Source organism: Dongia sp. (assembly GCF_041910485.1).
In the GTDB taxonomy this organism is placed as follows: Bacteria; Pseudomonadota; Alphaproteobacteria; order Dongiales; family Dongiaceae; genus Dongia.
Map to the genome: position 1 here is coordinate 14,675 of NZ_JAYRQR010000038.1, position 26,459 is coordinate 41,133.

Genomic DNA, 26,459 nt, shown 5'->3' on the forward strand with positions numbered 1-26,459 from the left:
GGCATAAATGTCATTCGGCGGCCTTGTCGGCCGGGATCGAAATGTTGTCAGCGGCTGCACTGTGAGGTTGGTCCCGTGCGTCCGGATTTTGGATGCCGTGATCCTGCGGGGCGATGCGGGCCGCCTTGCGCTGCCATTCCGCAACATGCAGGTCCATCGACAGAACGGCGTGCAGCAATACGTGGAAACAGTGCCGTGACAGTGCCTGCAATTCGGCGCGACTGCTGGGTAATGCAGCAATCAGCCTGTCGATGCTGCTGAGGGTCTCGGCGTGCTGTTCGGCATGTGCATCGAGCTGGGGGTAGCGGATGATGGATAGATAAAGCTCTTCCTCAACAAAATGGTCGCCCAATTGACGCCGAAAGTTCTCAAGTGCCGCTCTCACCTCATCCACTTCGCCACGATTGGCAGCTACATCCACGATGTTGAGAAGAGCGACGAGATCATGGTGCTCACCGTCGATCGACTCTATCCCTGTGACCAAACTCTCATTCAACGCATACATCTATGATTCCCAAACGTCCCCCGACTCTGGTTGGATCGAAAGTCCTACATAGATAGGTGTGGGCCAAATTGATCTATATCAATTGACGGGGGGTTGAGCAGCCCGACGGAAGCAATCGGCTCGATCAACGCAAGTATAGGTCGACATAGTCGGCGGCCAGATCGCAGGGGTTGTCGATCTGCTGCATGCGCCAGTACTTGCGCTTACCCTTCTTGAGAAAGGTGAAGTCTCCGTCGCGGGTGCAGGACTTGCCACCATTGATGTGCGTGACCTGGGTGACGATCTTGCCTTTGAAGGCGAATGTGTCGTTTCCGACCGACGTCACGATACCGTCGATCTCGACAAAGCCCTCGGCCGTTTCTTGGCGCCCGGTGAGATGCCATTCGCCATCTTTCTCGGCGACCAACGCCTTGCCGGCATCCTTCAGTGTGCCGGTACCCAGCCACTGCAGCGTTATCGCGTGTGCGCCAAGCAGCTTCTTGGCCATGACGGCATCCTCGATATCGGGGTCGGCACGTGCAGGAACAGCAGCAAGACCAGCCACGAGGGCCACGGTCATGGCAATTGAGAAAATGCGAGATGTGTTCATGATGACGCCTTTGTTTTGATCTCGGTTTGAACGCGCGTGCCCAATTGCGCACGAGACGTCATTTCATTGTGTTCGGCAAGGCACGAATGCAATTGCAGGGGACGTCGAGGTAGGTACGTGAGCGGCATCACAGACTTGCATCGACCGGGCAGCCATTTTGTCCTAGCATCTGCAACAAGAATCGTAGCCATCATGGAGGTCGCGTTTGATTGCAAGTCTGTGGCGCCGGTGCGCCTTTGTCGTTCTATTGACGGTTTGGAGCGGCGCGAGCGGTGTGCAAAATGCGGCCTGGGCCCAAGATGTTGCCGGCGGGAAAGATTATCCATTGATCGGCCGCTATGACGGCACCCGGATGACGCTCTACAAAAGCGCCGACTATGCCGAGGGATGGATCCTGACCAAGCCGATCACCTCGGCCGATCGCCGCGCCACAGGGAAGCGCTTCAGCGCCAACAACAGCATTGCCGTCTCGGGGCGGGCCTTCCGTATCCGCTATGAGGGGCCGGAGGGGCGCTCGGCTCTCGAAGTCGCCCGCAACATTGAGCAGGGCATGAAAGCAAAGGGCTTTGAGATTCTGTTCGGCTGCAAGGCCGGCGATTGCTCGGACCTGGGCGGATCCGAGCTCTATTTCGGCCTGCATGACGAGAGTGCGCTGGGGACAGGCGACATTCATTCCAATCCAGGGGCGCAGGTGTTCACGGCGGCAAAGCTCGTCCGGCCGGAAGGCGACGTTTATGCCACGATTTATGCGACGGAGGTGGGCAAAAAACCTGAGATTCTGGTCGACGTCATCGAGACGGCGCCGATGGAGACCGACAAGATCGTCTTTGTCGATGCGGCCGAGATGCAGAAGGATATCGATGCCAACGGCCGCGTTGCTCTTTACGGCATCCTTTTTGATTTCGACAAGGCGACAATCCGCCCGGATTCCCAACCGACGCTCGATGAGATTGTGAAATTTCTCAACGCCACCCCATCGATCCGCCTGATCGTCGCCGGCCATACGGATGGGAAGGGTGGGTTTGACTACAATCTCGATCTTTCCAAGCGCCGTGCCGAAGCTGTTGTTGCCGCTCTCACCAAAGCCGGCATCGGTGCGGACCGGCTGAAGGCCTTTGGCGTCGGCATGGCGGCGCCTGTCGCCAGCAACGACAACGATCCCGGCCGCGCCAAGAACCGCCGGGTCGAACTGGTGAAGATGGAGTAAGGGGCGTCGTGCTGATCCGCGATGAAGTGAGTGAAGATATCCCGACGATAGGACGCTTGGTCACAGAAGCTCTTCGGATGCTGGCGCAATCGACTGGGACCGAGGCGGGCATCGTTGAGAAGCTGAGGGCGGATGATGCGCTTACTCTGTCACTTTTGGCCGAAGAAGCGGGCGAGGTGGTCGGTTATCTGGCTGCCTCGCCGGCGCAGGTCGGGAAGCAGGGCGGCTGGGGACTGATCGGTCCACTCGTCGTCTTGCCTTCAAAGCATCGTCAAGGTATCGGCTCTGCCTTGATGACAGAGGCGCTCGGTCGGCTGCGAAAGACATGCATCGGCGCCGCCTTGGTCGGCGACCCGGGATATTATGGGCGCTTCGGCTTCCAGGCCTTCCCCGGTTTACGCGTGACCGGTTGTCCACCCGAGGTCGTTCAAGCCCTGCCGTTCGGGGGTGAGGAGCCTTCCGGGGAGCTGATTCACCATAAGGCCTTTGGCTTGAACCAATAGTCGGCATGGCGGCGCCCGTCGCCAGCAACGACAAAGATCCCAGCCACACCAAGAACCGCCGGATTGAACTGGTGAAGACGGAGCAGAGTGAGGTCTTCACACAGGATCGCCGACAACAGTCGGTGGTATCTCGCTCAAGGCTTCAACCAAAAGAACAAAGCTCAAGTTCAGCTGCCAATTGAGCGATGGATCGGCCGAAAGTCCGAACTTCCTGCAATCGGCGCGGCTTGAGCTCGACGCCACGTGTCTAAGTCTCTGTCGAAACGATTGAGCGTCTCTGGCCACGGAAAGGAACGAGAAATTCTGTGCATGAGTTGGGCGAGGTCGAATGCCGACCACAAATGTCATCAATTAGTAAAATATTCCGCAATAACTAAAGGGTTTCTCAATGCATTGCGGCGAATTATGTACCCGACTTTGTTTGTCCACCGAAGATGTTGACCAATAAATGACAGTACGGTGGCTATCAATGAACCTGAAGGGATCTAGGTAACTCTCATGCGCCGCCTTAAAATTGTATGGCAAGTTCTGCTTGTCAGTGCCGTTGCGTTGACTGGCTTCGTCTTGATTGCCGGCATTTACCTGAGCGTCGACGGCAACCGTGAACAGCAACAGCATATTGCTAACCACGCAGCGGATCTGAACGCATCGGCGCAGGATCTGCGCTATGAATTCCTCAACGCACGTCGCCGCGAAAAGGATTTCCTGCTTCGTCTTGAAGACAAGTACATCGCACAACACGGCGAAGTTATGGCCGATATCGATAAACACCTGACCGAACTGTCTGCCGGCGACAGCAACGGTACCTATACCCAGTCTCTTTCCGCCATCCGCGAAGGTGTCGCCAATTACGAGAAGGCATTCGATGCAGTCGTGACGCATTGGCAGGAGATCGGGCTGACCGATGAGCTGGGCTTGCGCGGCACCCTGCGCAAATCGGTCCATGAAGTGGAAGATAGGCTCAAGTCGCATAATCTCGACAAGCTGACGGTGTCGATGCTGATGATGCGCCGCGCCGAAAAGGACTTTCTGCTGAGGCTCGATCCCAAATATGTCGAGGCTCATGCAAAACTCGCGGCGTCGTTTGCCACCGATCTGGATGGAGCGGGGCTCGCCCCGGCAGACCGCGACCAGCTGAAAACACTCGCCGCTTCCTATGCAAAGGATTTTCAGGCCGTCGCCAAGACGCGTCTGGATATCATCGCCTTGGAAAAGGCCCTCTCGGATGCATTTGCGACGGTCGATCCGATTCAAACTGATCTCATTGACCGCATCGGCACGTCCTATGCTGAGGCAAACTCGAAAGCGGCGGAAACCTCCGACAACGCTCGCATCATCATTCTCTCCGCCATGGCGATCATCAGCGCGCTTTCGTTCGCGGTGGCGGCGTTCATCGGTCGGAAGATCGTGGCGCCGATTTCGTCAATGACCATTGCCATGGCTGATCTCTCGTCGGGTCGTGGGGATACGCCCATCCCGGCAACCGACTATCAGAATGAGATCGGGCAAATGGCAAAGAGCGTCGAGGTGTTCAAGAACGCCATGCAGGAGTCGAAACGCCTGTCCGATGCTCAGGCCGAAGCGCAACAGGTGCAGATCGCGCGCGGCCAGAGGATGGAGAGTGCAATACAAAAATTCGACAAGATCATCTCCGAGATCGTTCATGCTGTCAGTGCCGCCGCCACCCAGCTGCAAGCCACGGCAAGCAGCCTTGCGCATACATCCGAAGAAGCGGCAGGGCAGTCCCTCGCGGTGACCTCCGCCGCAGAGGAAATGACGCAGAACATCCAGACCGTGGCGGCAGCCACGGAAGAGTTGAGCTCGTCCATCGGTGAAATTGGAAACCAGGTCACGGAGTCAACCAGGATCGTTTCGGCCGCCGTCAAGGAAGCGGAGGAAACCAATGCAAAGGTCAGCAATCTGAGCTCAGCGGCGCAGCGCATCGGCGATGTCGTAACTTTGATCAATGATATCGCCAGCCAGACTAATCTGCTGGCGCTGAATGCAACGATCGAAGCAGCCCGCGCCGGCGAGGCCGGGAAGGGTTTCGCCGTCGTCGCATCGGAAGTCAAAAATCTCGCCAGTCAGACCGCGCGCGCGACTGATGAGATCGCGGCTCAGGTGCGCTCGATCCAGGATTCAACCGACGATTCCGCCAAAGCGATCTCCGGGATTGGTGTCACAATCAACAAGGTGGCCGAGATTTCGACAACCATCGCCTCCGCCGTCGAAGAGCAAGGGGCCGCGACCCAGGAAATTTCGCGCAGCGTCCAGCAGGCTGCCGCCGGCACGGCCGAAGTCACCACGAATATTGTGGGCGTCAATGAGGCATCGCGGCAGACCAGCGCCGGTTCGACGCAGGTGCTGTCCGCGGCCAATGAACTGGCTCTCAACGGCAGCAAATTGAAGACGGAAGTGGAAGACTTCCTGCGCGAGGTGCGGGCGCTCTAGCGCCCTCTATCGCTCAGCCGTCTTCCGAGACCGTTTCTGAAGGCGTTCGCCGGCACTTATGGCCATTGGCGGGCCGAAACAGATCAAACGGAGAACTACACCTACGCCATAGTTCTCCAAAATGGGTTAGCGATGAGTTGTAGCGGGGGGCATTCCGCCCGCGCATTCTTGTAGTTGATCATGCGTTTCTGTCAGATAATCTTATTGACTGCCAGATAATGTGGAATAAATCAGCCAGTGCTCATCGAACAGTCCTTCTTTTCTTTGCCCGAAGTTCTTCACGGATCAGGCTACCAATCGCAGAGCTATGAGTCTGGGATTGTCTCGGCGCTGACCCTGTCGCTACTTCAGGTATTGAACGGGCGTAATGCGCTCAATCCAATAGGCTGTCTGCAAAGCGAGAAGCTATACCGCAGCACCGGGATGTTCGGGCAGGTAGGTCCGCGATACCTTCGGGCAGACCTCTTCGCCAATGTTGCCCGCCTGCGCGTCGCAAACAAGCGGTTGAGCCAGTATGGGTGGCGGCATGAGAACTGGCTGGAATGTAAGTTCCTTCGCGGCCAGGCAGGCGATAACGGCGATCAGCATGCTGGGAACAAATCTCCCGCTACAGGTGCGATCATGGCTGACTTACTACGGCTTGCTCTGCTCATTCCAGAGGCCGGGGACAAGACCCAAAGCAGCCGCTATTTCCTGCATGTTTATGACGCTGACCCGAAGTTCTACCTGACGTTTCGTGGGCGCCCTTGGTGCAAGTCTCTGGTGACGGTCGGAGAGCAGGAGATTCATTTCTCTGGATTGGAGAACGAGCCTGCAGCGATCAAGAAGTTGATCGGCGATCTTCCAGGCGTCAATGTGAAACTCAAGGTCACCAATTTCCATGCAGGTCCGCTGCATGTTCAGCACCGTCCGGTCTATTGGTGCTGGCTCACTCGTATCGACAGGGTAGAAGCGAGTCATGAGCAACACACCGTGACTATTGATAACAACCGGACGATCATTCAATCAGACAATGGCCTGGCGAATATCGCTGCGTTCATCGCCAGCCGACTGGCTATCCTACCAGAGTCACCCGACACCCGGCCGCCCAGGCCGGACGAGCAGGAGCAGGCTCAAGTTCAAGCAGAGGACGAAGTGGTCACTGAGGTCGACGAATAGGCCAAGACATTTAGCGGTATCGTGAATAGCTTCCCGTTGATCGAGCTGCGATAGTCGTCGGGCGTCGGAAAGGTGCGCAATAGCGTAGAAGCGGTAGTCAATCATCTCACCCGGAGGGGTGCGGTGAACGGCTGCAATGTCGCACAATAGAGGGCAATCGGCGGGGATGGCGGAAGGGGTGGGATTCGAACCCACGGTGAGCTTGCACCCACGGCGGTTTTCAAGACCGCTGCCTTAAACCACTCGGCCACCCTTCCAGCTCGCAGGGGTGGTGCTTAACGATGTGTGCGGTGCAAATCAAGCGTCCACCTCTATCTAACTGACCGGATGGATAAATTCCTTTCCACACCGCGGGGCCGAGGAATTCGTTGCACCGAACCGGGACCTGTTTAGACTGGGTGATGGTTTCCGCCTCACGCGCCCGCCAGATGGCCGCGACGGGAGCCCGCCGCGCCAGGACTGGAGAGGGATCGGGGCGGCTTAAAAAAAGATTGGGCTCAATACGGGAGGAACATCATGTGCCAGGTCTTCGCCAGCACGGACCCCGATGTCTATCGGACGGTCACCCGGTCCGTCCGCCTGGACGGGTTCAGCACCAGCATCCGCCTAGAGGCTTTGTTTTGGTCGATTCTCGACCAGATTGCCGAGCAGGAGGGGATGACCACGCCGCGCTTCATGAGCACACTCTACAGTGAAGTCCTTGAGCGGCAGGGTGAAGTCGGCAATTTCACCTCGTTGTTGCGTGTGACCTGTGCAGTTCATATCGAGCGGCAGCAAGGGTCGCAGCCCGTGGCGCAGGCCAAACACGAATTGACCGGTGGCCGTTCGCGGCCGGTCGGCACCACCGACGCGTTGCGGGCGGTCGCGTCGTAACCACCTGGACCGAAGCACTGAGCCGAGAGTGGCCACGCTGCGCTGCAGCGCAATTTTCTGTGCCCAATCAGTGACGTAGTAATCCGTTAACACCAAGAGCGCAAAGGCTCGGCCTAGGCTCCTCGTACCCCCGACGCTTCTGGGGCAACCGAGGAGTTCCATGGCTAAGATCATCCACACCATGATCCGGGTGCGCGACTTGGAGGCATCACTTGCCTTCTATGATCGCGCCTTTCTGCTGCGCCCGGCAGACCGTTTCGATTTTGACGACTTCACGCTCGTCTATCTGCGCAATCCGGAGAACGATTTCGAGATCGAGCTCACCTGGAACAAAGGCCGCGCGGAGCCTTATACGCATGGCGACGGATACGGCCATGTCGCCGTTGCCATCGATAATCTCGATGCCGAGCACAAGCGCTTTACCGATGCCGGCCTCAATCCGCTGCCGATCAAGGAATTTCACCGCGACGGCGCGTTGATGGCGCGCTTTTTCTTCGTGCTCGATCCGGATGGATACAAGATCGAAGTGTTGCAGCGCCACGGACGCTATCGCTGACCAGAGAATTCAAAAAACTCCAATGTAGCCACGCCGAATGCCGAATGACCGCGAAACAAAAGCGGCATCAACCCTGGGAGGGAAATATGAGGCAAGCCAACATGAACCGCCGGCGCTTTCTCGCCGGCTCATCCGCAGCCATCGCCGGTTCGGCGTGGCTCACCGTCATGGGCGGTGTCGTCATCGGCCCGAACGGTGCCTGGGCGCTGGCGCCCACCACGATCAGTGCTGCTGAAGCGGCCACCCTGGTCGAAATGACCCGGGCGCTCTATCCGCATGAGAAGCTCGACGATGCGATCTACGGCAAGGTCGTGGCGACACTCGATGAGAAGGCCGGCAAGGACGCGGCGTTGAAGGAGTCACTGCAGAAAGGTGTTGCCGATCTGCAGGCCGCGAACTGGAGCGGCCTTAACGCCGACCAGCGCGAAGAGGCGCTGAAGAAGATCGAGACGAGTGCGTTCTTCCAAAGCGTGCGCGGCGAATGCGTGACCGGCATCTACAACAATCCCGATGTCTGGAAGATCTATGGATACGAGGGGGCCTCGGCGGAACTCGGCGGCTATCTGCACCGCGGGTTCAACGAGATCACCTGGCCGGATGAGATCTGAGAGGGGAGGGACAGAAAATGGTAGCCAAATTCGATCTCAACGATTCCAGCGTCGTCGTCATCGTCGGCTCGGGTGCCGGCGGCGGAACGCTTGGCAACGAACTCGCGCAGAAGGGCATCAACGTCGTCATCCTGGAAGCGGGTGGCCGGCGCGAGATGGAAGACTTCGTCAACAATGAGTGGGAGAGCTTCGTCAACATCTCGTGGCTCGACAAGCGCACGACATCGGGCAGCTGGCGCGTCGCCAAGGACTTCCCGAACCTGCCGGCCTGGATCGTGAAGTCCGTCGGCGGCTCGACCGTGCACTGGGCCGGCGCGTCGCTGCGCTTCCAGGAGCATGAATTCCGGACGCGGGAAATCTATGGCGAGATCAAGGGCGCCAACCTGCTGAACTGGCCGATCACCTTGAAGGAGATGGAACCCTTCTACGCCCGGGCCGAGGACAAGATGGGTGTCACCGGCACCAACGGTATCCCGCGCCTGCCCGGTAACAACAATTACAAGGTGCTGGCGGCCGGCGCCAAGAAGATGGGCTACAAGGAGTTCCATACCGGGAACATGGCGATCAACTCCGAGCCCCGAGACAATCGCGGTTCGTGCCAGCAGATCGGGTTCTGCTTCCAAGGGTGCAAGTCCGGCGCCAAATGGTCGACGCTCTATACCGAGATCCCGAAGGGCGAGGATACGGGGCATCTGGAAGTGCGCCCCAACTCGCAGGTGCTGCAGATCCAGCACGACAAGAAGGGTCTGGCGAGCGGCGTGCTCTATGTCGATGCCGACGGCAAGCAGCAGGTGCAGAAGGCGCGCATTGTCTGCGTCGCCGGCAACTCGATCGAAAGCCCGCGGCTGCTGCTCAATTCGGCCTCGTCGATGTTCCCGGACGGGCTTGCGAACTCCTCCGGCCAGGTGGGGCGGAACTACATGCGCCACATGACCGGTTCGGTCTACGGCATCTTCGAGAAGCCGGTGCACATGTATCGCGGCACGACCATGGCCGGCATCATCCGCGATGAATCACGCCTCGATACCAAGCGCGGCTTCGTCGGTGGCTATGAGATGGAGACCCTGTCGCTGGGGCTCCCGTTCATGGCGGCCTTCCTCGATCCCGGCGGATGGGGCAAGGGCTTTGCCAGCGCCATGGAAGGCTATGATCACATGGCCGGCATGTGGCTGGTGGGCGAGGACATGCCGCAGGAGACGAACCGGGTGACGCTGCATGCCACGGAGAAGGACCAGTTCGGCCTGCCGATCCCGAACGTCCATTTCGACGACCATGCCAATGACAAGGCGATGCGCGACTATGCCTATGGCAAGGGCAGCGCGCTCTATGAGGCGGTGGGTGCCAAGCGCACGTTCCATACGCCGCCTTATCCGTCGACGCACAATCTCGGCACCAACCGGATGAGCAAGAAGGCGCGGGACGGTGTCGTCAACAAGCACGGCCAGACCCACGACATCAAGAACCTGTTCGTGTCGGACGGCAGCCAGTTCACGAGCGGCGGTGCGGAGAACCCGACGCTGACCATCGTCGCCCTGGCGATCCGGCAGGCCGAGTTCATCGCCGCCGAGATGAAGAAGAAGCATATCTGACGGGGTGGGATTTCGACCCCGGACTGACGGACTATCCTGTCGAACTTGCAACTTCCCAGGCACCGGCAGCTGCGTAATTCCCGCAGCTGCCGGTACATTTTTGCGACCGCATCCAGGGCGACCCAGGTGCGACTCGGCGCCTAATCTTTTAGGTCGCTCAGACCGCCGCCGCGCTTGCCTATTGACGGCCGGCCAGATAGGTTAAGACCCCGAATTTCCACCATATCTTGATGATTCAGGGGTCCAGGCGGTCCACATGCAGGGGTTTCGTGGTTTCTTTCGCGTGCTGGCGGCAGCGTCGCTGTTGACCCTGGTCGCCGCTTGCGCCGAGACCAACCTCGCCGTCGAGACGACCAAGGTCGTCACCCGGCAGGAGCCCGACGTCAGCGGCCCCTACAAGGTCGGCAAGCCCTATCAGGTGAAGGGCGTCTGGTACTATCCGCAGGCCGATTACGCTTATGACGAGACGGGGATCGCTTCCTGGTATGGGCCGGGCTTCCACGAGAAGGCGACGGCCAACGGCGAAACCTATGACGAGAACGCCCTGACGGCGGCGCACAAGACCCTGCCGATGCCGTCCCTGGTGCGTGTCACCAACCTGGAAAACGGCCGGTCGATCGTCGTGCGGGTCAATGACCGCGGCCCCTTCGTCAACAACCGCATCATCGACATGTCGCGCCGCGGCGCGCAGCTCTTGGGCTTTGAGCAGAACGGCACCGCCAAGGTGCGCGTTCAGGTCATGAAGGAAGAGAGCATGCTGATCGCCGCCAAGGCCTCGTCCCAGGGCGGCGGCAGCGACACGTTCAGCCCGACTCCGCAGGCCGCACCTGCCGGCGCCGTGACATCGCAGGCGCTGCCCCCCGTTGGCGGCGGAAGTGCGGCCCCGGTACAGCCGGCCGCCCCGGCGCCGAAGAATTCGGCCATCGGCTCGGTCCAGGTGCCGCAGCCGACGGGGCAGGTTTCGATCATGCCGGTGAAGCCCAGCAATATCTTCATCCAGGCCGGCGCCTTCCTGCGTCAGGCCAATGCCCAGCAGCTGCAGATGAAGCTGACCAGCCTGGGCCGCCCCACCCGTATTACCCAGTTCATGCTGAACCAGCAGCGTTTCTACCGCGTGCAGCTCGGGCCGCTGGGCTCGGTCGAGGAAGCGGATGCCCTGCTGCAGAAGCTGATCGAGACCGGGCATCCGGATGCCCGTATCGCCGTCAATTGATGTTGCTTGACGCCATTCGGGGCTGGGATCAATTTGCCGCGCTAAAGCGCCCGGTTGGGCCGAGTCTTATTGCCATTCTGAGGTCGGGAATATGCTGAAATCCTTGTGGGCGGGTCTAGTTGCCGCGAGCCTGGCGCTCTTTGCCGTGCAGCCGGCGGCCCAGGCCGAGCCGCTCGTCACCAACGCGCAGCACGCCTATATCGTCGATTACCAGACCGGCGCCGTCCTCTTTGACAAGATGGGGACTGAGCGGCTGCATCCCGCGTCGATGAGCAAGCTGATGACGGTCTACATGCTGTTCGACGCGCTGAAGCGCGGCGACGTCAAGCTGACCGACACTTTCCACGTCAGCGAAAAGGCCTGGTCGACGCAGGGCTCCAAGATGTTCGTCGAAATCAATTCGGCGATCGCCGTCGAGGATCTGATCCGCGGCATCATCATCCAGTCGGGCAACGACGCCTGCGTGGTGGTGGCCGAGGGCCTGGCCGGATCGGAAGAGGCCTTTGCCGAGCGCATGAACAAGAAGGCCAAGGAAATCGGCTTGACCGACAGCAATTTCGTCAATGCCTCGGGTCTGCCCGACCCCAACCATCTGATGACCGCCAAGGATCTGGCGACGTTGGCGCGGCACCTGATCGACGATTTCCCCGAATATTATAAGTTCTTCTCCGAGCACGAATTCACCTGGCACGGGATCAAGCAGGGCAACCGCAATCCGCTGCTCTATCGCAAGGGTTCCGGCGTCGATGGCCTGAAGACCGGCCACACGGAAGAAGCGGGCTTTGGCCTCACCGCCTCGGCGGTCCGTGACGGGCGCCGCATCATCATGGTCGTGCACGGTCTCAATGGCATGCAGGAGCGTGCGGATGAAGCCGGCGGCCTGCTCGATTGGGCGTTCCGCGAGTATGGCAATTACACCATCGCCTCGCCGGGAACAGCGCTTGGTGAGGCCGAGGTATGGATGGGGGCGGAGAAGACCGTGCCCTTTACCGTCGAATCCGACCTGCTGGTGACGCTGCCGCGTTCCGAACGGCAGAAGATCGTGGCCAAGGCCGTCTATCAGGGGCCGATCCAGGCGCCGATCAAGCAGGGCCAGGAAATCGGCGAACTGGTGATCGACATCCCCGGAATGCCGCAGGCCAAGGCCAAACTGGTGGCAGCCAAGGACGTCGCCGATCTCGGCTTCGGCGGCCGTATTGCCGAGGCCCTGCAGCATTTCGTCTTCGGCGGGAACTGATCCGGCAATGGCGACCGGCCCGTTGCGCTTCGTCACATTCGAAGGCGGCGAGGGGGCAGGCAAGTCGACCCAGATACGGCTCCTGGCCGATCGACTGCGCGCGGCAGGCCATGCAGTCGAGGTGACGCGCGAACCCGGCGGTACGAAGGGTGCAGAAGAAATTCGCACTCTGCTGGTCGAGGGCGGTGCCGGACGCTGGCAAGCGGAGACAGAGGCCCTGCTCCATTTCGCGGCGCGGGCCGAGCATCTGGCCCATGTCATCCGGCCAGCCCTAATGGCTGGGAAATGGGTACTGTGCGACCGTTTTGCCGACAGTACGCTGGCCTATCAGGGTTACGGGCAAGGCCTCGATCTTGACTGGCTGTGGACTTTGCGCCGTCACATTGTGGGGCCAACCGAACCCGGCCTTACCCTTGTCATGGACATGCCGGTTGAGAAAGGCCTGGCGCGGGCCGAGACCGAGCAGCGTTACGAGCGGATGGGCGTCGATTTCCATCGGCGCCTGGGTGCGGGGTTCCGGCAGCTGGCGGCGGCCGAGCCCGACCGCTGTCGCATCATCGATGCCGCGCGCTCGCGCGAGGAAATCGCGGCTGAGATCGCAGGCTTGATCGAAGCGCGTTTCGGCGTCAGCCTCTGATCTCATGAGCGACGAGCAGCGATTTCCGCCACCGGAGGCGACAGCACATCTTATCGGCCACGATGCGGCTGAAGCATCGTTCCTGCGCGCTTATGAATCCGGGCGCATGCCGCATGCCTGGCTGATCACCGGTCCGCGTGGCATCGGCAAGGCGACCTTGGCCTTCCGCATGGCGCGTTTCCTGTTGAGCCACGGGCTGCCGGCGCAAGCCGAAGAACCCGCCGGCATGGGGCTTTTTGGCGAGGAGCCTGAAGCGGCGCCGGCTGCGGCTTTGACCAGCCTCGATATTCCGACCGATCATCCGATTTTCCGGCGGGTGCGTGAACTCTCGCATTCCGATCTCCGCGTCCTCAGGCGGAGCGTCAATGAAAAGACCGGCAAGCTCCGCGCCGAGATCACGATCGACGAGGTGCGCGGCGCCATCGAGTTCCTGCACATGACGCCGGGCGAGTCACATTGGCGCGTCCTGGTGGTGGACAGTGCCGACGAGCTCAACCGCAATGCTGCCAACGCCTTGTTGAAGATCCTCGAGGAACCGAGACCGCGCACGGTCATTCTCCTTATCTCCCACGCGCCGGGTCGGCTGCTGCCCACCATCCGCTCGCGCTGCCGCAAGCTGGCATTGGAACCCTTGAGCGAAACGGTCATCAGGGGCGAGTTGAAGCGGCACGGGATCGACCTCGGCAGTGGCGAGATGGCGCTTTGCTCGGCCCTGTCGGAAGGGTCGCTGGGAAGGGCGCTCGAGTTCGGCAGCGACAGCACGGGCCTCGATCTCTTTCAGTCCGTGGCGCAGCTTCTGGCCGCTTGGCCCAACTACGACACCAATGTCCTCCACCGGGTCGGTGACAAGCTGGCGGGCAAGGCGGGCGAGGGGCAATTCGAAATCGCCGTCACCCTGCTGGATTGGTGGCTGACGCGCTTCATCCGCTGGTCCGCTGTCCAAGATATTCAAATGATTGAGGTTTTCCCGGGCGAACGAGGCCTCATGCAGCGCCTCATCGGGGCCGCCAGCCTTGATCACTGGCTGCAATCATGGGAAAAGGTGACCCGGCTGTTTGCCAGGGTTGCCAGCGCCAACCTGGACCGCAAGCAGGCCTGGGCGACGGCCTGGCTGGTCCTGGCTTCGACCAAAGGCTGAAAGCCCCGTTTCCACGCGTTCGCCGGCAGCAGGAAACCGGTTCCCACCATGTCCTTTCAAGGGCTGGCCGTGGGGGCAGGCGGCTGTACCGGTTATTTGGAAGTTGAAGAATGTCGAAAGAGAAATTCTATATCACCACGGCCATTGCCTATCCCAACGGTGCGCCGCATATCGGCCACGGCTACGAGTTGATCGCCACGGACGCGATCGCCCGCTTCATGCGCCTGGATGGCCGCGACGTCTTCTTTCTGACCGGGTCGGACGAGCACGGCCTGAAGATGCAGCAGACGGCTGAGCGCGAAGGGATCACCGCCAAGGAACTGGCCGATCGCAACACGGCGCGCTTTCGCGACATGGGGCCGGCGCTCAATTCCTCGAACGACGATTACATTCGCACCTCGGAAGAGCGGCATTACAAGACTTGCGCCGCCCTGTGGGAGCGCATGGAAGCGGCCGGCGACATCTATCTCGACAAATATGCCGGCTGGTATTCGGTTCGCGACGAGGCTTTCTATGATGAGAGCGAACTGACGCAGAATGCCGACGGCAAGCGGCTGGCGCCGACCGGCACGCCGGTCGAATGGGTCGAAGAGGAGAGCTATTTCTTCCGCCTGTCGAAATACCAGGAAAAGCTCATTGAGCTTTACGAACGCGTCCCCAATTTCATCGGACCGGATGCGCGCCGGAACGAGGTGATGAGCTTCGTCAAGGGCGGGCTCAAGGATCTGTCGGTCAGCCGCACCACCTTCAGCTGGGGCATTCCGGTTCCGGGCAACCCGAAGCACATCATGTATGTGTGGGTGGACGCGCTGACGAACTATGTGACGGCGACCGGCTGGCCGGATGCGTCGCATCCGCGCGCCGGTTTTTGGCCGGCCGACGTACATATCATCGGCAAGGACATCGTACGCTTCCACACCGTCTATTGGCCGGCGTTCCTGATGTCGGCGGGCCTGCCGCTGCCCAAGCGCGTCTATTGCCACGGCTTCCTCTTCAACAAGGGCGAGAAGATGTCGAAGTCGGTCGGCAACGTGATCGACCCGTTCAATCTCGCAAATGTCTATGGCATCGACGCGATGCGCTATTTCTTCCTGCGCGAGGTGCCGTTCGGGCAGGACGGCAGCTACAGTCCGGAAGCGATCGTGCAGCGCATGAATGCCGATCTCGCCAACGACCTCGGCAACCTGGCCCAACGCTCGCTGTCGATGATCGCCAAAAACCTCGACGGCAAGCTGCCGGAGGCCGGTGCCCTGAACGATGACGACAAGGCGATGCTGGCCCAGGTCGATGCCCTCATCGGCAAGGCGCGCGAGAGCATGGGCGATTATGCCCTGCATCAGATCCTGACCTCGACCTGGTCCGTGGTCGCCGAAGCCAATCGCTATTTCGCCGGCAACGAACCCTGGGCGTTGCGCAAATCGAATCCGGAACGTTTCGGCACGGTTCTGTGGGTTACGGCGGAAGTGCTGCGTCAGGTGGCCATCCTGTCGCAGCCGGTCATGCCGACCTCCTGCGGCAAGCTGCTCGATATCCTTGGCATTCCGGCGGGCGAGCGCGATTTCTCGCAGCTCGGCGGTAAGGTACGCATCAAGGGCGGTACGAGCCTGCCGGCTCCGACGGCCATCTTCCCGCGCTTTGTCGAGGCGGAAGAGGCCAAATCGTGAGTGTGCGGTTGGTCGACAGCCACTGCCATCTCGATTTCGAGGATTTCGGTGGCGATTTTGACTCCGTCTTGACGCGCGCCAGCGAAAGCGGCGTCGAGCGGATGCTGACCATCTGCACGCGCGTCAGCAAGTTCAATCAGGTCCTGGCCATCGCCAGCGCCCACGACAATATCCGCTGCACGGTCGGGATTCACCCACACGAAGCGGAAAACGAGCCGGATGTTGACGCCGCGCGCTTGGCGGAGCTCGCCCGGCACCCCAAGGTGGTCGGCATTGGCGAAGCGGGCCTCGACTATTTTTATGACAAGAGCCCGCGTGAGCGGCAGCAGGATGTCTTCGCGAGCCATATCGAAGCATCCCGGTTGAGCGGCTTGCCGATCGTCGTGCATAGCCGAGACGCCGACGAAGATACGGTTCGCCTGCTGCAGGCGGGTGCCGCGAAGGGTGGCCTGACCGGCGTCATTCATTGCTTTACGTCAACGCAATATCTGGCCGATGCCGCGCTTGAGATGGGCTTCTATATCTCACTGTCCGGTATCGTCACCTTCAAGAGCGCCCAGGCGCTGCGCGATGTCGCCAAGACCATCCCGCACGACCGGTTGCTGGTCGAAACGGATTCCCCCTATTTGGCGCCGATCCCCATGCGCGGGAAACGGAACGAGCCGGCCTTCGTGCGGCACACCGCAAGCTTTGTCGCGGACTATCTGGGAGTGTCGCTCGAAAATCTCGCCGAAACGACCACCGCCAATTTCGACCGTCTGTTTGCAAAGGCGGCGGTATGAAAGTCACGATCCTGGGTTGCGGCGGGTCGGGCGGTGTGCCGCTGATCGGGCCTGGTTGGGGCGAATGCAATCCCGACAACCCGAAGAACCGGCGCCGTCGCGTCTCGATCCTGGTGCAGCAGCAGCATCTCAACATCATCTGCGATACCAGTCCTGATTTCCGCGAGCAGGTCCTGGGCACCGGTATCCACCACCTCGATGCCGTGCTCTATACCCACGATCATGCCGACCACACGCAAGGGATCGACGACCTGCGGTTCGTGCGCAGTAAGGACAAATCTATCGACTTCCGTGTGCCGGTCTATGGCTCGGCCGAAACGCTGGCTACGCTGCGGCATCGCTTTGACTATGCCTTCAAGCAGCATACGAAGGGATCCGGGCACCTCTACAAGCCGTTCATCGAATCCCATCTCATATCCGACAAGCCCTTCTCAATCGGCGGCATTGAAATTCGCGCCTATGAGCAGGATCATGGTTTCGGCAGCAAGTCGACCGGCTATCGCATCGGCAACATGGCCTATTCGACGGATTGTGTGGAGTTGCCGGACGAGAGTCTCGATCAGCTGGAAGGCCTCGATCTTTTCATCGTCGATTGCCTGCGCTTCGAACCGCACTTGACGCATGCCAATTTCGACAAGGCGATGAGTTGGGTCGATCTCCTGAAACCGAAGCGGACCATCCTCACCCATATGAACCATATGGTTGACTACGATGTCATCAAGGCGAAATGCCCAGATGGCGTCGAGCCGGCCTATGATGGTCTTTCGGTCGAGATTCCCGACTTTGCGGTCGACCGCGGCGACTAGAAGCCGGGCCTGCCGGTGCGTATGCGCTGCGAGAAATCTGCCGCCTGATCGGCTGCACGAGCGGCATCGTTGATATGCGCTGCTGCCTTCAAGGCATCGAACGGAAGATCTCCGGCCAGTCTCCCATGCTCATAGGCAAATTCGTCCGATTTGCCGTTGAGCAACAGGCGCCAATCCCAAGGCGGCAACGTGGGACCGGCAGCAGCGGCCGTGTGGATGCGAATGTTGCTGGTGCAGTTGGATGTCAGCGCATTGTAGAATCGCGGTCGTTCATGCAACTGGTTGAGGCTGCCGAGATAGTCGAGGAAGATAGCGCGGGCATCGGCGGCACTTGCCGTCGTGTGATAAAGATAGACTTCTTCCCCCTGGCGGTAGTTCGTCCGCAGCCGAATGACATCACGCTCGTCGGCGACGATATAGATCAGTTCGTACCGCCGGAAGAAACCGCGTAGGGCTGAATATTCCTCACCTAGCTCCTTGCGTGTCTCGACGGAGAAGGCGAGGCGGTCGCCATTGCGAAAGGCGAAACTGAGGATCGGGTGCGCGATCCAGGGCGACCCCCAGTACGTGATCGACACATCGAGCCCGGTGATATCCGACAAGAGGTAAGAGCGCTCTTCCCATCGAGGTGTGTAATCGAATTCGCTGTGATAATCGAAGTTCCGGACGTTGTGGAGGGTGATCGCGTCTCCTGCGATGTCCGCCCAGGCCGTGCGGTCAACGTCCTTCTGCCAAATTCTTGCGTCGGATGGACGGAGCGAAAGCCACCAAATCAAGACGATTCCGCACAAGGCAATGGAAAGGAGGCGGCGCGCCCATGCACGGCCCCGCCACAGGATGCAGAACAAGGCGAGAAGATAAAGACCGAGCAGCAACCAGCGCCAAGCGCCTGGGCCGTCTATTGCCAGGGCAGCGATGCACCAAGCCGAAAGCCCCGCCAGGAGAATCCAGAACAGGCAGCGCACGATGGTCGCAGCAAGGCGGACTCCCATCACTTGGGGGAGTAGCCGGGTGGTGTCTGCTGCCAGGGGATACCCGTGCGGCCCATGTTCTCGCCGAACTTGTACTGATTGATCATCTCGGCCTCGTTGAATTGCTCTTCCGTGGTGCCCTTGTATTCGATGGGGATGGAGACATAGCGAAATTCGATATTGTCGTGGATGGTGCTGAGATAGAGGCGCCACAGATCATTGATGCCGGAGACTTTGAACATTGATCCAATGGCGCGGACGGCAATGCCGCCGAGGCCGCGGGGTACTTGCTTCGGATCTGGCGTCACGCGGCCATTTCGAATGATGAAGAGTCTCTGGTTCACCTTGCCGGCAAAATCCGGATGCGCGGCGGCAATAACCTCGGGGAGGTTGGCTGCAGATGCCATCGAGAAGGATTGAAAGAAGACGCCGCCATCGACATGCATTTCATCGTATTTCTTGCCATCGACCTCAACGTCGAGCATCACGGGTGGGAATACGGCGGGAATCGCAGCCGACGCGACCAGGATTTCGCGAAACAGCTTGAGCTTGTCCTTGCTCTTGCTGGAGGCGATGGCGCCGAGATCCCAAATGACGGGTTGCTCGGCATCCAGATTGGTGGTGGCGACCAGCAGGCGCCGGCCCTTAGCGTGTTCGATCGCAATGTCGGCGAGGACTTTGTCGTCGATATAGGAAGCCACCATTTCGCGCAAAGGGCCGGTGTCGGTGAGCGATTCCGACCACAATATCGACAGCAGGGAGTGCGCGATGAAAATGTGATCGGCACCGACCGTCGTATAGGACTTCTTCAAGACGTCATCATATTTCGGCCCGAGGAAGGCAAAGGGAGCGATGAGCGCCCCCGTACTGACACCGGTAACGAACTTGAAGGTGGGCCTTTCTCCTGACTTGGTCCAGCCGTTGAGGAGACCCGCCCCGAATGCGCCGTCGGACCCGCCACCTGAGACGGCGAGGTAATTGTACCTGCGCGTCCCGTCAGGCAACGTGTCATAGCATTCCGCTGACTCATTGACGAACGCGGTTGCGACCAGCTCCCGGGTTCCTGCCGGGTCGGTGAAGGGCAAATAGCGGATGGTGTCGAAGCCGGAGAAACTGGCGCGACCAGCGGACCCTGGCGGTTCAGCCTGACGGGGTATGGCCGAGCAGGCAGCCAGCGTTACCGCCAGCAATGATGCTGTCGCTAGTCGAACGATCCAAGTCATTCACGCCCCCATGTCACCTGATATCGGTGTCGCGGCCCCTTCAGCGACACCGGTGATTTTACTTCAGAATACCTTTCTGCCGGGCCGTATGCGTCGCGATGAGATCCATGATCGGCGGCGACAGGCAGTCATAGGGTTCAAGCTTCAGCTCCCGCAGCCGCGTGCGCACGGCAGACATGTTGGCGGGATCCGCGCCACTCTCGATGATGGAGGAGACGAAAGCGGCAAATTCCGGCGGCGACCAGCCATCCTCGTCTGAGAGTTCGGTGTGGATGAAGTCCAGCCCATAGAGGGGATGGTTCTTGTTCTCGATGCGGGAATACATGTGGACGCCGCAGCCGGTGCAGGCGTAGCGCTGCAGGGGCGCATTCGGGTCAACGATCTTCAGCTTCTCGGCATGCTTGGTGACGCTGAGCTTGTCGCGCGGCACCACGGCTATTTGGCTGAAGAGGGCGCCCGACGGCTTCCAGCATTTGGTGCAGCCGCAGACATGATTGTGGGCCGATTGGCTGGCGATGGTGACTTCCACTTTATCGGTCGCACATTTGCAGTGCAGTTTGCCGCCACCGAAGCCGGGCTTGGCCGGCTTGAAACCGTTGTCGACGGATGGATGGATCGATATGGCCATTTTTTCCTCCCTAAGTGCTTTGCGCATTCTATGAGAATTGGTGAATTCTATGCATGTTGCGGACGATTGGTCGAGGGCGCCGAACGATCTGCAGGTATCTTTTGCACTGCGGTGTCGCCAGTCTGGCAGCCAAGCGTCGTTGAGGGAGGCTACAGCAATGAATACAAGATTGGAGACCTATCGCCTGGATTCATTACCGGCGGTGTTGCCCTTCAGTTCGGCGGCACGGGTCGGCAACATGGTCCATGTCTCCGGCCAGATAGGTCATCTGCCAGGGAAGCTGGAATTGGTGCCGGGTGGTTTGGTCCCGGAAGCGCGTCAGGCACTAACGTATCTGCGCGAGGCGCTGCTCGCTGCTGGGTCGCGCCTTGAGCAGGTCGTTAAATGCACGGTCTATTTTGCCGACATCAACGACTTTCAGGCTTTCAATGCCGTCTACGCCGATTTCTTCGGCGCGCATCGACCGGCGCGGACAGGCGTCGCCGTCGCCGGGCTTGCCTTGGGGGCCAGGATCGAGCTCGATTGTGTGGCCTGGGTGGATGACGGGCCGAGATCGTAATAGACGCGGCCTTCGAGGCGGTCGACCCGGTCGCGCGGATGATCGAAGTGACAGCGATTGACCGTAATGGCGCCAATGACGGCGTCGAGCGCGTCACCGCCCTGATTGTCCAGCAGGAGGCTGAGCAGCCGGCGCTTGGGCGGCGACAGGAACGCATGCGCGATCAGGTAGTCGAGGATCCGGCGCCGCGCCGCGCGGTGAGCCTTCGTCGGGCCCTTGTAGGAAGGATAGACATCCAGCTTGATAAGAGTGCAGGCGGCACAAACCTCGACAATCAGCGGCTTGCCGGGGGCTGGTTCCATCTGCGGCCAGACGCGGGCCGCGTCGCCGGCGACAAGCGGTGCCAGCAAGTGGCCGATGCCCCACCAGGTCTGACGGAAGAGGCGCAAGTTGAAGGAATTGAACGGTGTGCGATCTTCCTGATCTGTACGGCGCTTCAGTTCAATGCCGTTCGTTTCGGCGTGACACAAATCATGGAAATGCTGCGGATCGACGAAACGTCGGCGAAAGCCAAGGGCGAAATCGCGCCAGCTTTCTTCATGAACTAGGGGGAGGGGCAGGCCGAACGGAAAATCGCACCCGGCGATCGTATCGGGTTCGGCGACAATCAGGCGCGCGAGGGCGGCGATGGCCGCTTCCGGCTGTCTGCTACCGCCCGGCAGATCGACTGCCGGCCGGCAATCCTCGATCGTCACAGCGCCATCGGTGCGGTGCGCGGAAGCGACCCAGATCTTCCGGCCGGCATCCTGGGCGCCGCTGAAATCGATGCCGAGGAGCCGGGTCAAGTGGCGGTCAGGGCAGTCGCCAGATGCGCGAGCGCACGGGACACGGAATGGGCCCGTACCGAATCCCTGTTGCCTGGAAAGACACAGCGCTCAACCTGCGACCAGCCATCCTTGCGCGCGAGGCCGATGAAGACGAGGCCCACGGGCTTCTCGGTCGACCCGCCGCCCGGACCGGCTATGCCGGTGATGGAGATCGCGACATCCGCCTCCGAGTGCCTCAACGCGCCACGCGCCATGGCTTCGGCGACCTCGCGGCTGACGGCACCTTTCTCAACGATGAGTTCCGGCGGCACCCCGAGGCACTCGCTTTTGGCTTGGTTTGAGTAAGTGACCCAACCGCGTTCGAAGACGTCAGACGAACCGGCAACAGCCGTCAGAGTCCCGGCGACCAGCCCACCCGTACAGCTTTCCGCCGTCGCGATCCTGAGGCCTTGCTGGCGATAGAGGTCGAGGAGGCTGGCGACATCCATCGCGTACCCTCATCGCCCGAGAGGAAGGGCGACCGTTGCTGTCGCCTGGGCGGCGATCCCTTCGCCGCGCCCCGTGAAACCCAATTGCTCGGTGGTGGTGGCCTTCACACTGACCCGGTCGGGCGCGACGTTGAGTATTTCGGCAAGCCTCGCCTGCATCGCGGCGCGATGGGGACCGACCTTAGGCTTTTCGCAGATGAGCGTGATGTCGCAATGGGCGATGCGTCCACCCTTGCCCGCGACCAGCTTGGCAGCATGGTCCAGGAATTTCCACGAGGCGGCGCCCCGCCATTGCGGATCAGATGGCGGAAAGTGCTGGCCGATATCGCCGGCACCGATGGCGCCCAGGATGGCATCTGTCAGCGCATGCATGCCGACATCTGCGTCGGAATGGCCCTCGAGCTTCTGATGATAGGGGATCGTCACCCCGCACATGATGACGCCATCACCCGGAATGAGGCGATGCACGTCGAAGCCATTGCCGGTCCGGTATTCCATCTGTTCGCTCATCATTCGCTCCGCACGTTCCAGATCGGCCGGCGCCGTGATCTTGAAATTGTCTTCATGTCCCAGGACTAGCGCAACCCGCATGCCGGCGGCTTCGGCGACGGCAGCATCGTCCGTCATTTCCGGGCCGTCGGCAGCGCGGCGATGCGCAGCCAGCAATTTTTCAAAGTGGAAGCCTTGAGGTGTCTGTGCGCGCCACAAGCCGGTGCGGTCGACGGTGGCACCGCTGAAAACCGTGTCGCCCTCATTTTGGCCGCGTTTCAAAGTGTCGACCACCGGAACTGCGACCAAGGCACCATCATGATGCGCCAGCGTAGATATAGTCCGATCGATCGTTCCAGCGTCGATGAAGGGGCGCGCCGCGTCGTGGATCAGGACCAGATCCGGCCGTTCGGCCGCAAGGCTTTCAAGCCCCAGCCTGACCGAATCCTGACGGCGCGCGCCGCCATTGACCGGCGGCAGCAGATCCAGGCCATGGACGGCGGCATCATAGAGATCGCGCAGGGCGCCATTGATGACGACGCGCACAGCTGCAATCGATGGGTGCCGGCCAAAGGTTTCGAGGCAATGCCGGAGCACGGTGCGGCCACCGAGAGGCAGGTATTGCTTGGGCAGGTCCTTGCCCATGCGGCTGCCGCTGCCAGCAGCGACGACGAGGGCAATCACCTTGGGATTTCGGGGATTTTCAGGCTTTGACATGATGGCTCTCTAGGCTATCCGATCTGGTTTGCCAAGGGGGCGGCGCGTCACCATAATGCGCGCCATGTCGAGCCCATTGAATTTGCAGATCGCCGGCCTGCTGACCCTGTTTCCACTGGCCGTCCTTGCCATTACCGCAAAGCTGCAGCGAAACCTCCAGTTCTGGCTGTTTCTGGCCGCCGCCATCGCGGGCGCCTCGGGCATTTTTGCGCAGACTATCAGCAATGGCTGGGAAGCCGGCCTTTCGGCCAATCTGTGGGCCAGCTGTGCTGTGTCTCTGATCGCCTTTGCGGCCCTCAGTCTGGTAAATACCGAGGCCTATAAGTTGGCGGCCCTGCTACTCCCTTATTTGCTGCTGTTGGCGCTGCTGGCGCTCCTTTTTGCGTCCTTCAGCGAACCAACGCCGGTCATCGCCTCGGCCGGCTGGTTTCGCGCCCATGTCGTTCTGGCGGTGGCGAGCTATGCGGTGCTGACGTTGGGCGCGATCTCGGGTCTTGCCGTACTTCTCCAGGAACGGGTGTTGAAAAAGCGCCAGTCGGCGAGCTGGGCTGAGGTGGCGCTGCCGCCCTTGCTGGTTGCCGAGGAGTTGCAGATCAAACTGTTGCTGTGGGCGGCAATCTTCATGGCGGCCGCACTCGCCAGCGGCTTTGCGAATACCTTTATGGAGACCGGCGCCTGGCCTGCCCTAACCCACAAGGTCCTGTTATCGATTCTTGCGTTCGTCGTCCTTGTGATCCTGCTGGTCGCACACAGGGTGACTGGGTTGCGCGGCCGCCGAGCGGCCCGTTGGGTCCTTGCTGGGTATTTGCTCCTTACGCTGGGCTATCCGGGCGTGAAATTCGTCAAGGATGTGCTGATCGGCTGATTCCAGGTCGATTTTTGATCCTTTGGGGCCTTTCTTGTTGCATTTGCGAGGGAGACGGGTAGAAATCGCCTAAGAAATAGGCATTGAGTTTGGCTGCCCGAAAAATGAGCATTCATATTGGTCCGATCGAAATTAAGGATCCCGTGATCCTCGCGCCCATGTCCGGCGTGACCGACATGCCGTTCCGCCGCTTGGTGAAGCAGGAGGGGGCGGGGCTTGTGGTTTCCGAGATGATCGCCAGCGAGGCGATGATCCGGCAGACCCGGCAGACCATGAAGATGGTGACCAATTGTGCGGAAGAGGCGCCGATGTCGGTGCAGCTCGCCGGATGTGAACCCACGGTCATGGGCGAGGCGGCGAAGCTCAACGAGGATCGGGGTGCTGCCATCATCGACATCAATTTCGGCTGTCCGGTGAAGAAAGTCGTCAACGGTCATGCCGGTTCGGCCTTGATGCGAGATGAGGTCCATGCGGGAAAAATCCTGGAGGCAACCGTCAGGGCGGTGAAATTGCCGGTTACGCTGAAGATGCGGATGGGCTGGGATTCCACCAATCTCAATGCGCCGAGCCTGGCGCGCATCGCCGAGGCGAGCGGCATCAAGATGATCACCGTGCACGGTCGCACGCGCTGCCAGATGTATGCCGGTGAGGCGGATTGGGCGTTCATTCGAAATGTGAAGCAGGCCGTGTCGCTGCCCGTCATCGTCAACGGTGATATTACGACGATTGAAAAGGCGCGTGAGGCACTCGATCTCAGTGGTGCCGACGGTGTCATGATCGGGCGTGGTGCCTATGGCCGGCCCTGGTTTCCCAATCAGGTTATCCGCTATTTGCGCGACGGCGAAATCCTGCCGGACCCGCCGCTGTGGCGTCAGTATCAGCTTCTCCTCGGCCATTACGAAGCGATGATCGAACATTACGGCCGCGATACCGGGTTGAAGATCGCTCGCAAGCATGTCGCCTGGTATTCGAAAGGGCTGGCCGGTTCGGCCGAATTCCGCGTCCGTATCAACACGATCGACACGCCGGAAGGGGCCAAGGCCGCTATCCGCGAGTTTTACGAACCCCAGCTCGATCAGCAGGCGGCCGCATGAGCCGGCCCAATCCCGCTGTCGCCATCCCGAAACTGGCGCTGGCGCCGGGAACGCGCAATCTGCCTTTGATGCCCGATGCACTGACGCTCCTTGAAGCGGTGCCGCTGGCGATCGTCGGGCTTGATGCCGACAACCGGGTCAGCACCGTCAATGCTGCTGCGGAATCGCTGTTGGGCATCAGCCGCGCGCAGCTCATTGCCAAGCCGCTCCACGATCACATTGCCGCCGATTCACCACTCTTTGCGCTCATTGATGCTGCACGTGCCGGGGCCAGCGCCGTCGGCGAGTCCGACATGTCGCTCTCCGGACCGCGGCTGACGATCGAGCACGCCGCCGTCGATGTCGCGATGCTGAGCCATCCAGTCGGTCACGTGGCGCTGTTGATCCAGGATCGTGGGTTGGAATGGCGTTTGGCCCAGCAGGCCGTGAGCAAGGATGCGGCACGTTCTGCCAAGGCGATTGCGGGAATGCTGGCGCACGAGGTCAAGAATCCGTTGTCCGGCATCCGCGGCGCTGCGCAATTGTTGGAATCCAAAGTACAGCCTTCCGACCGGCAGCTGACACAGCTTATCTGCGAAGAGACGGACCGGATCGTCGGAATGGTGAACGGTCTTGAAGTCTTTACCGATTCTCGCCCGTCGGCCATGCAGCCGGTCAACATTCATGAAGTCCTGGAGCATGTGCGGCGATTGGCGCAGGCGGGATTTGCCCGCGACGTCGCTTTCCGGGAGGAATATGACCCATCCCTGCCGGCGGTTCTTGGCAACCGCGACCAACTGATCCAGGTCTTCCTCAATCTTTTCAAGAACGCTGCCGAAGCAGCCCCCGCAAGGGGGGCGCAGATCGTTCTTGGAACGCGCTACAGGCCGGGTCTTACGGTCAGCGAGCCTGGTTCGGCGTCTAGACGCCGTTTGGGGTTGGTGGTGACGATCCAGGATAACGGCTCCGGTGTACCGGAGGCGCTGAAGGCGCAATTGTTCGAGCCTTTCGTCAGTGGCAAGGCGGGAGGGAAGGGGCTCGGCCTCGCTTTGGTGGCGAAGATCGTCAATGATCACGGTGGCATGATCGATTGCGACAGCCAGCCTGGCCGCACCACTTTTTCAGTCATTCTGCCGATTGCCGATGGCCGTGGAGACGCATGA

26 protein-coding genes and 1 tRNA gene are annotated in these 26,459 nt (G+C 60.5%); 19 read left to right on the top strand and 8 right to left on the bottom strand.

Annotated features, from left to right (window positions below; genetic code table 11):
• Positions 1-10: 10 nt before the first annotated feature.
• Both ACE3PP_RS12390 and ACE3PP_RS12395 read right to left on the bottom strand, forming a co-directional pair.
• Positions 11-505, bottom strand: a complete 495-nt coding sequence (locus ACE3PP_RS12390) for a bacteriohemerythrin (protein ID WP_374382703.1) — start codon at positions 503-505, stop codon at positions 11-13.
• A gap of 124 nt (positions 506-629) precedes the next feature.
• On the bottom strand, positions 630-1,094 hold the full coding sequence (locus tag ACE3PP_RS12395) for a hypothetical protein (protein ID WP_374382705.1): 465 nt from the start codon (positions 1,092-1,094) through the stop codon (positions 630-632).
• A gap of 274 nt (positions 1,095-1,368) precedes the next feature.
• Between ACE3PP_RS12395 and ACE3PP_RS12400 the strand changes: the two genes are divergently transcribed.
• The 4 genes from ACE3PP_RS12400 to ACE3PP_RS12415 all read left to right on the top strand — a co-directional run bounded on the left by ACE3PP_RS12400 (position 1,369) and on the right by ACE3PP_RS12415 (position 6,413).
• The gene (locus ACE3PP_RS12400) at positions 1,369-2,301 is read left to right on the top strand and encodes an OmpA family protein (protein ID WP_374382782.1); all 933 of its coding nucleotides are present in this window, start codon (positions 1,369-1,371) and stop codon (positions 2,299-2,301) included.
• A gap of 8 nt (positions 2,302-2,309) precedes the next feature.
• On the top strand, positions 2,310-2,804 hold the full coding sequence (locus tag ACE3PP_RS12405; RefSeq protein WP_374382707.1) for a GNAT family N-acetyltransferase: 495 nt from the start codon (positions 2,310-2,312) through the stop codon (positions 2,802-2,804).
• Between the two features lie 498 nt (positions 2,805-3,302).
• Positions 3,303-5,255: a methyl-accepting chemotaxis protein gene (locus ACE3PP_RS12410; protein ID WP_374382709.1), complete on the top strand. Its 1,953-nt coding sequence runs from the start codon at positions 3,303-3,305 to the stop codon at positions 5,253-5,255.
• 237 nt (positions 5,256-5,492) lie between these two features.
• Positions 5,493-6,413: a hypothetical protein gene (locus ACE3PP_RS12415; protein ID WP_374382711.1), complete on the top strand. Its 921-nt coding sequence runs from the start codon at positions 5,493-5,495 to the stop codon at positions 6,411-6,413.
• Between the two features lie 167 nt (positions 6,414-6,580).
• Here ACE3PP_RS12415 and ACE3PP_RS12420 read toward each other — a convergent pair.
• Positions 6,581-6,670 (bottom strand) — tRNA-Ser (locus ACE3PP_RS12420).
• Positions 6,671-6,929: 259 nt separating this feature from the next.
• On the opposite strand from ACE3PP_RS12420, the gene ACE3PP_RS12425 reads away from it, so the two are divergent.
• From ACE3PP_RS12425 to ACE3PP_RS12475, 11 genes are all read left to right on the top strand, one after another.
• Positions 6,930-7,286, top strand: a complete 357-nt coding sequence (locus tag ACE3PP_RS12425) for a ribbon-helix-helix domain-containing protein (protein ID WP_374382713.1) — start codon at positions 6,930-6,932, stop codon at positions 7,284-7,286.
• A 160-nt stretch (positions 7,287-7,446) separates the two neighbouring features.
• Positions 7,447-7,842: a VOC family protein gene (locus ACE3PP_RS12430; protein ID WP_374382715.1), complete on the top strand. Its 396-nt coding sequence runs from the start codon at positions 7,447-7,449 to the stop codon at positions 7,840-7,842.
• A gap of 86 nt (positions 7,843-7,928) precedes the next feature.
• A complete protein-coding gene (locus tag ACE3PP_RS12435; RefSeq protein WP_374382717.1) occupies positions 7,929-8,450 on the top strand; it encodes a hypothetical protein in 522 nt (173 codons plus the stop codon).
• Positions 8,451-8,467: 17 nt separating this feature from the next.
• Positions 8,468-10,039: a GMC family oxidoreductase gene (locus ACE3PP_RS12440; RefSeq protein WP_374382719.1), complete on the top strand. Its 1,572-nt coding sequence runs from the start codon at positions 8,468-8,470 to the stop codon at positions 10,037-10,039.
• A gap of 256 nt (positions 10,040-10,295) precedes the next feature.
• Entirely contained in the window at positions 10,296-11,252 is a 957-nt protein-coding gene (locus tag ACE3PP_RS12445; RefSeq protein ID WP_374382721.1) for a septal ring lytic transglycosylase RlpA family protein, read from the top strand.
• A gap of 91 nt (positions 11,253-11,343) precedes the next feature.
• The gene (locus ACE3PP_RS12450; protein WP_374382723.1) at positions 11,344-12,489 is read left to right on the top strand and encodes a D-alanyl-D-alanine carboxypeptidase family protein; all 1,146 of its coding nucleotides are present in this window, start codon (positions 11,344-11,346) and stop codon (positions 12,487-12,489) included.
• A 7-nt stretch (positions 12,490-12,496) separates the two neighbouring features.
• Positions 12,497-13,126 carry a dTMP kinase gene (tmk, locus tag ACE3PP_RS12455; RefSeq protein ID WP_374382725.1) on the top strand — a complete coding sequence of 210 codons (630 nt, stop codon included), beginning with the start codon at positions 12,497-12,499 and terminating at the stop codon, positions 13,124-13,126.
• Positions 13,127-13,130: 4 nt separating this feature from the next.
• Positions 13,131-14,264: a DNA polymerase III subunit delta' gene (locus tag ACE3PP_RS12460; protein ID WP_374382727.1), complete on the top strand. Its 1,134-nt coding sequence runs from the start codon at positions 13,131-13,133 to the stop codon at positions 14,262-14,264.
• Between the two features lie 110 nt (positions 14,265-14,374).
• Positions 14,375-15,928: a methionine--tRNA ligase gene (gene metG / locus ACE3PP_RS12465; protein ID WP_374382728.1), complete on the top strand. Its 1,554-nt coding sequence runs from the start codon at positions 14,375-14,377 to the stop codon at positions 15,926-15,928.
• Complete coding sequence (locus ACE3PP_RS12470; RefSeq protein ID WP_374382730.1) at positions 15,925-16,710, top strand: TatD family hydrolase; 786 nt, start codon at positions 15,925-15,927, stop codon at positions 16,708-16,710. The genes metG and ACE3PP_RS12470 overlap by 4 nt, the downstream gene beginning before the upstream one ends.
• Entirely contained in the window at positions 16,707-17,516 is an 810-nt protein-coding gene (locus ACE3PP_RS12475) for an MBL fold metallo-hydrolase (protein ID WP_374382732.1), read from the top strand. The genes ACE3PP_RS12470 and ACE3PP_RS12475 overlap by 4 nt, the downstream gene beginning before the upstream one ends.
• On the opposite strand, the gene ACE3PP_RS12480 is transcribed toward ACE3PP_RS12475, so the two are convergent.
• From ACE3PP_RS12480 to gfa, 3 genes are read right to left on the bottom strand one after another with little or no spacing between them, the layout of a single operon-like run.
• Positions 17,513-18,508 (bottom strand): DUF4105 domain-containing protein, encoded by a 996-nt coding sequence (locus tag ACE3PP_RS12480; RefSeq protein ID WP_374382784.1) that lies wholly within the window; start codon positions 18,506-18,508, stop codon positions 17,513-17,515. The genes ACE3PP_RS12475 and ACE3PP_RS12480 overlap by 4 nt on opposite strands.
• A complete protein-coding gene (locus ACE3PP_RS12485; protein WP_374382734.1) occupies positions 18,508-19,710 on the bottom strand; it encodes a patatin-like phospholipase family protein in 1,203 nt (400 codons plus the stop codon). The genes ACE3PP_RS12480 and ACE3PP_RS12485 overlap by 1 nt, the downstream gene beginning before the upstream one ends.
• Before the next feature lie 58 nt (positions 19,711-19,768).
• Positions 19,769-20,338 carry an S-(hydroxymethyl)glutathione synthase gene (gene gfa / locus ACE3PP_RS12490; RefSeq protein WP_374382735.1) on the bottom strand — a complete coding sequence of 190 codons (570 nt, stop codon included), beginning with the start codon at positions 20,336-20,338 and terminating at the stop codon, positions 19,769-19,771.
• A 157-nt stretch (positions 20,339-20,495) separates the two neighbouring features.
• Here gfa and ACE3PP_RS12495 point away from each other — a divergent pair, with 157 nt between their 5' ends.
• Positions 20,496-20,897, top strand: a complete 402-nt coding sequence (locus tag ACE3PP_RS12495) for a Rid family hydrolase (RefSeq protein ID WP_374382737.1) — start codon at positions 20,496-20,498, stop codon at positions 20,895-20,897.
• Positions 20,898-21,678: 781 nt separating this feature from the next.
• On the opposite strand, the gene ACE3PP_RS12500 is transcribed toward ACE3PP_RS12495, so the two are convergent.
• Positions 21,679-22,152 carry a CinA family protein gene (locus tag ACE3PP_RS12500; RefSeq protein WP_374382739.1) on the bottom strand — a complete coding sequence of 158 codons (474 nt, stop codon included), beginning with the start codon at positions 22,150-22,152 and terminating at the stop codon, positions 21,679-21,681.
• A 9-nt stretch (positions 22,153-22,161) separates the two neighbouring features.
• Positions 22,162-23,358, bottom strand: coding sequence for a bifunctional 2-C-methyl-D-erythritol 4-phosphate cytidylyltransferase/2-C-methyl-D-erythritol 2,4-cyclodiphosphate synthase (locus ACE3PP_RS12505; RefSeq protein WP_374382741.1), 1,197 nt, complete (start codon positions 23,356-23,358; stop codon positions 22,162-22,164).
• A 64-nt stretch (positions 23,359-23,422) separates the two neighbouring features.
• Between ACE3PP_RS12505 and ccsA the strand changes: the two genes are divergently transcribed.
• The 3 genes from ccsA (at position 23,423) to ACE3PP_RS12520 (ending at position 26,459) form a co-directional block, all read left to right on the top strand.
• Entirely contained in the window at positions 23,423-24,223 is an 801-nt protein-coding gene (ccsA, locus tag ACE3PP_RS12510; RefSeq protein ID WP_374382743.1) for a cytochrome c biogenesis protein CcsA, read from the top strand.
• A 104-nt stretch (positions 24,224-24,327) separates the two neighbouring features.
• Positions 24,328-25,317, top strand: a complete 990-nt coding sequence (gene dusB, locus ACE3PP_RS12515) for a tRNA dihydrouridine synthase DusB (protein ID WP_374382745.1) — start codon at positions 24,328-24,330, stop codon at positions 25,315-25,317.
• Entirely contained in the window at positions 25,314-26,459 is a 1,146-nt protein-coding gene (locus tag ACE3PP_RS12520) for a nitrogen regulation protein NR(II) (RefSeq protein ID WP_374382747.1), read from the top strand. Before dusB ends, ACE3PP_RS12520 begins: the two co-directional genes overlap by 4 nt.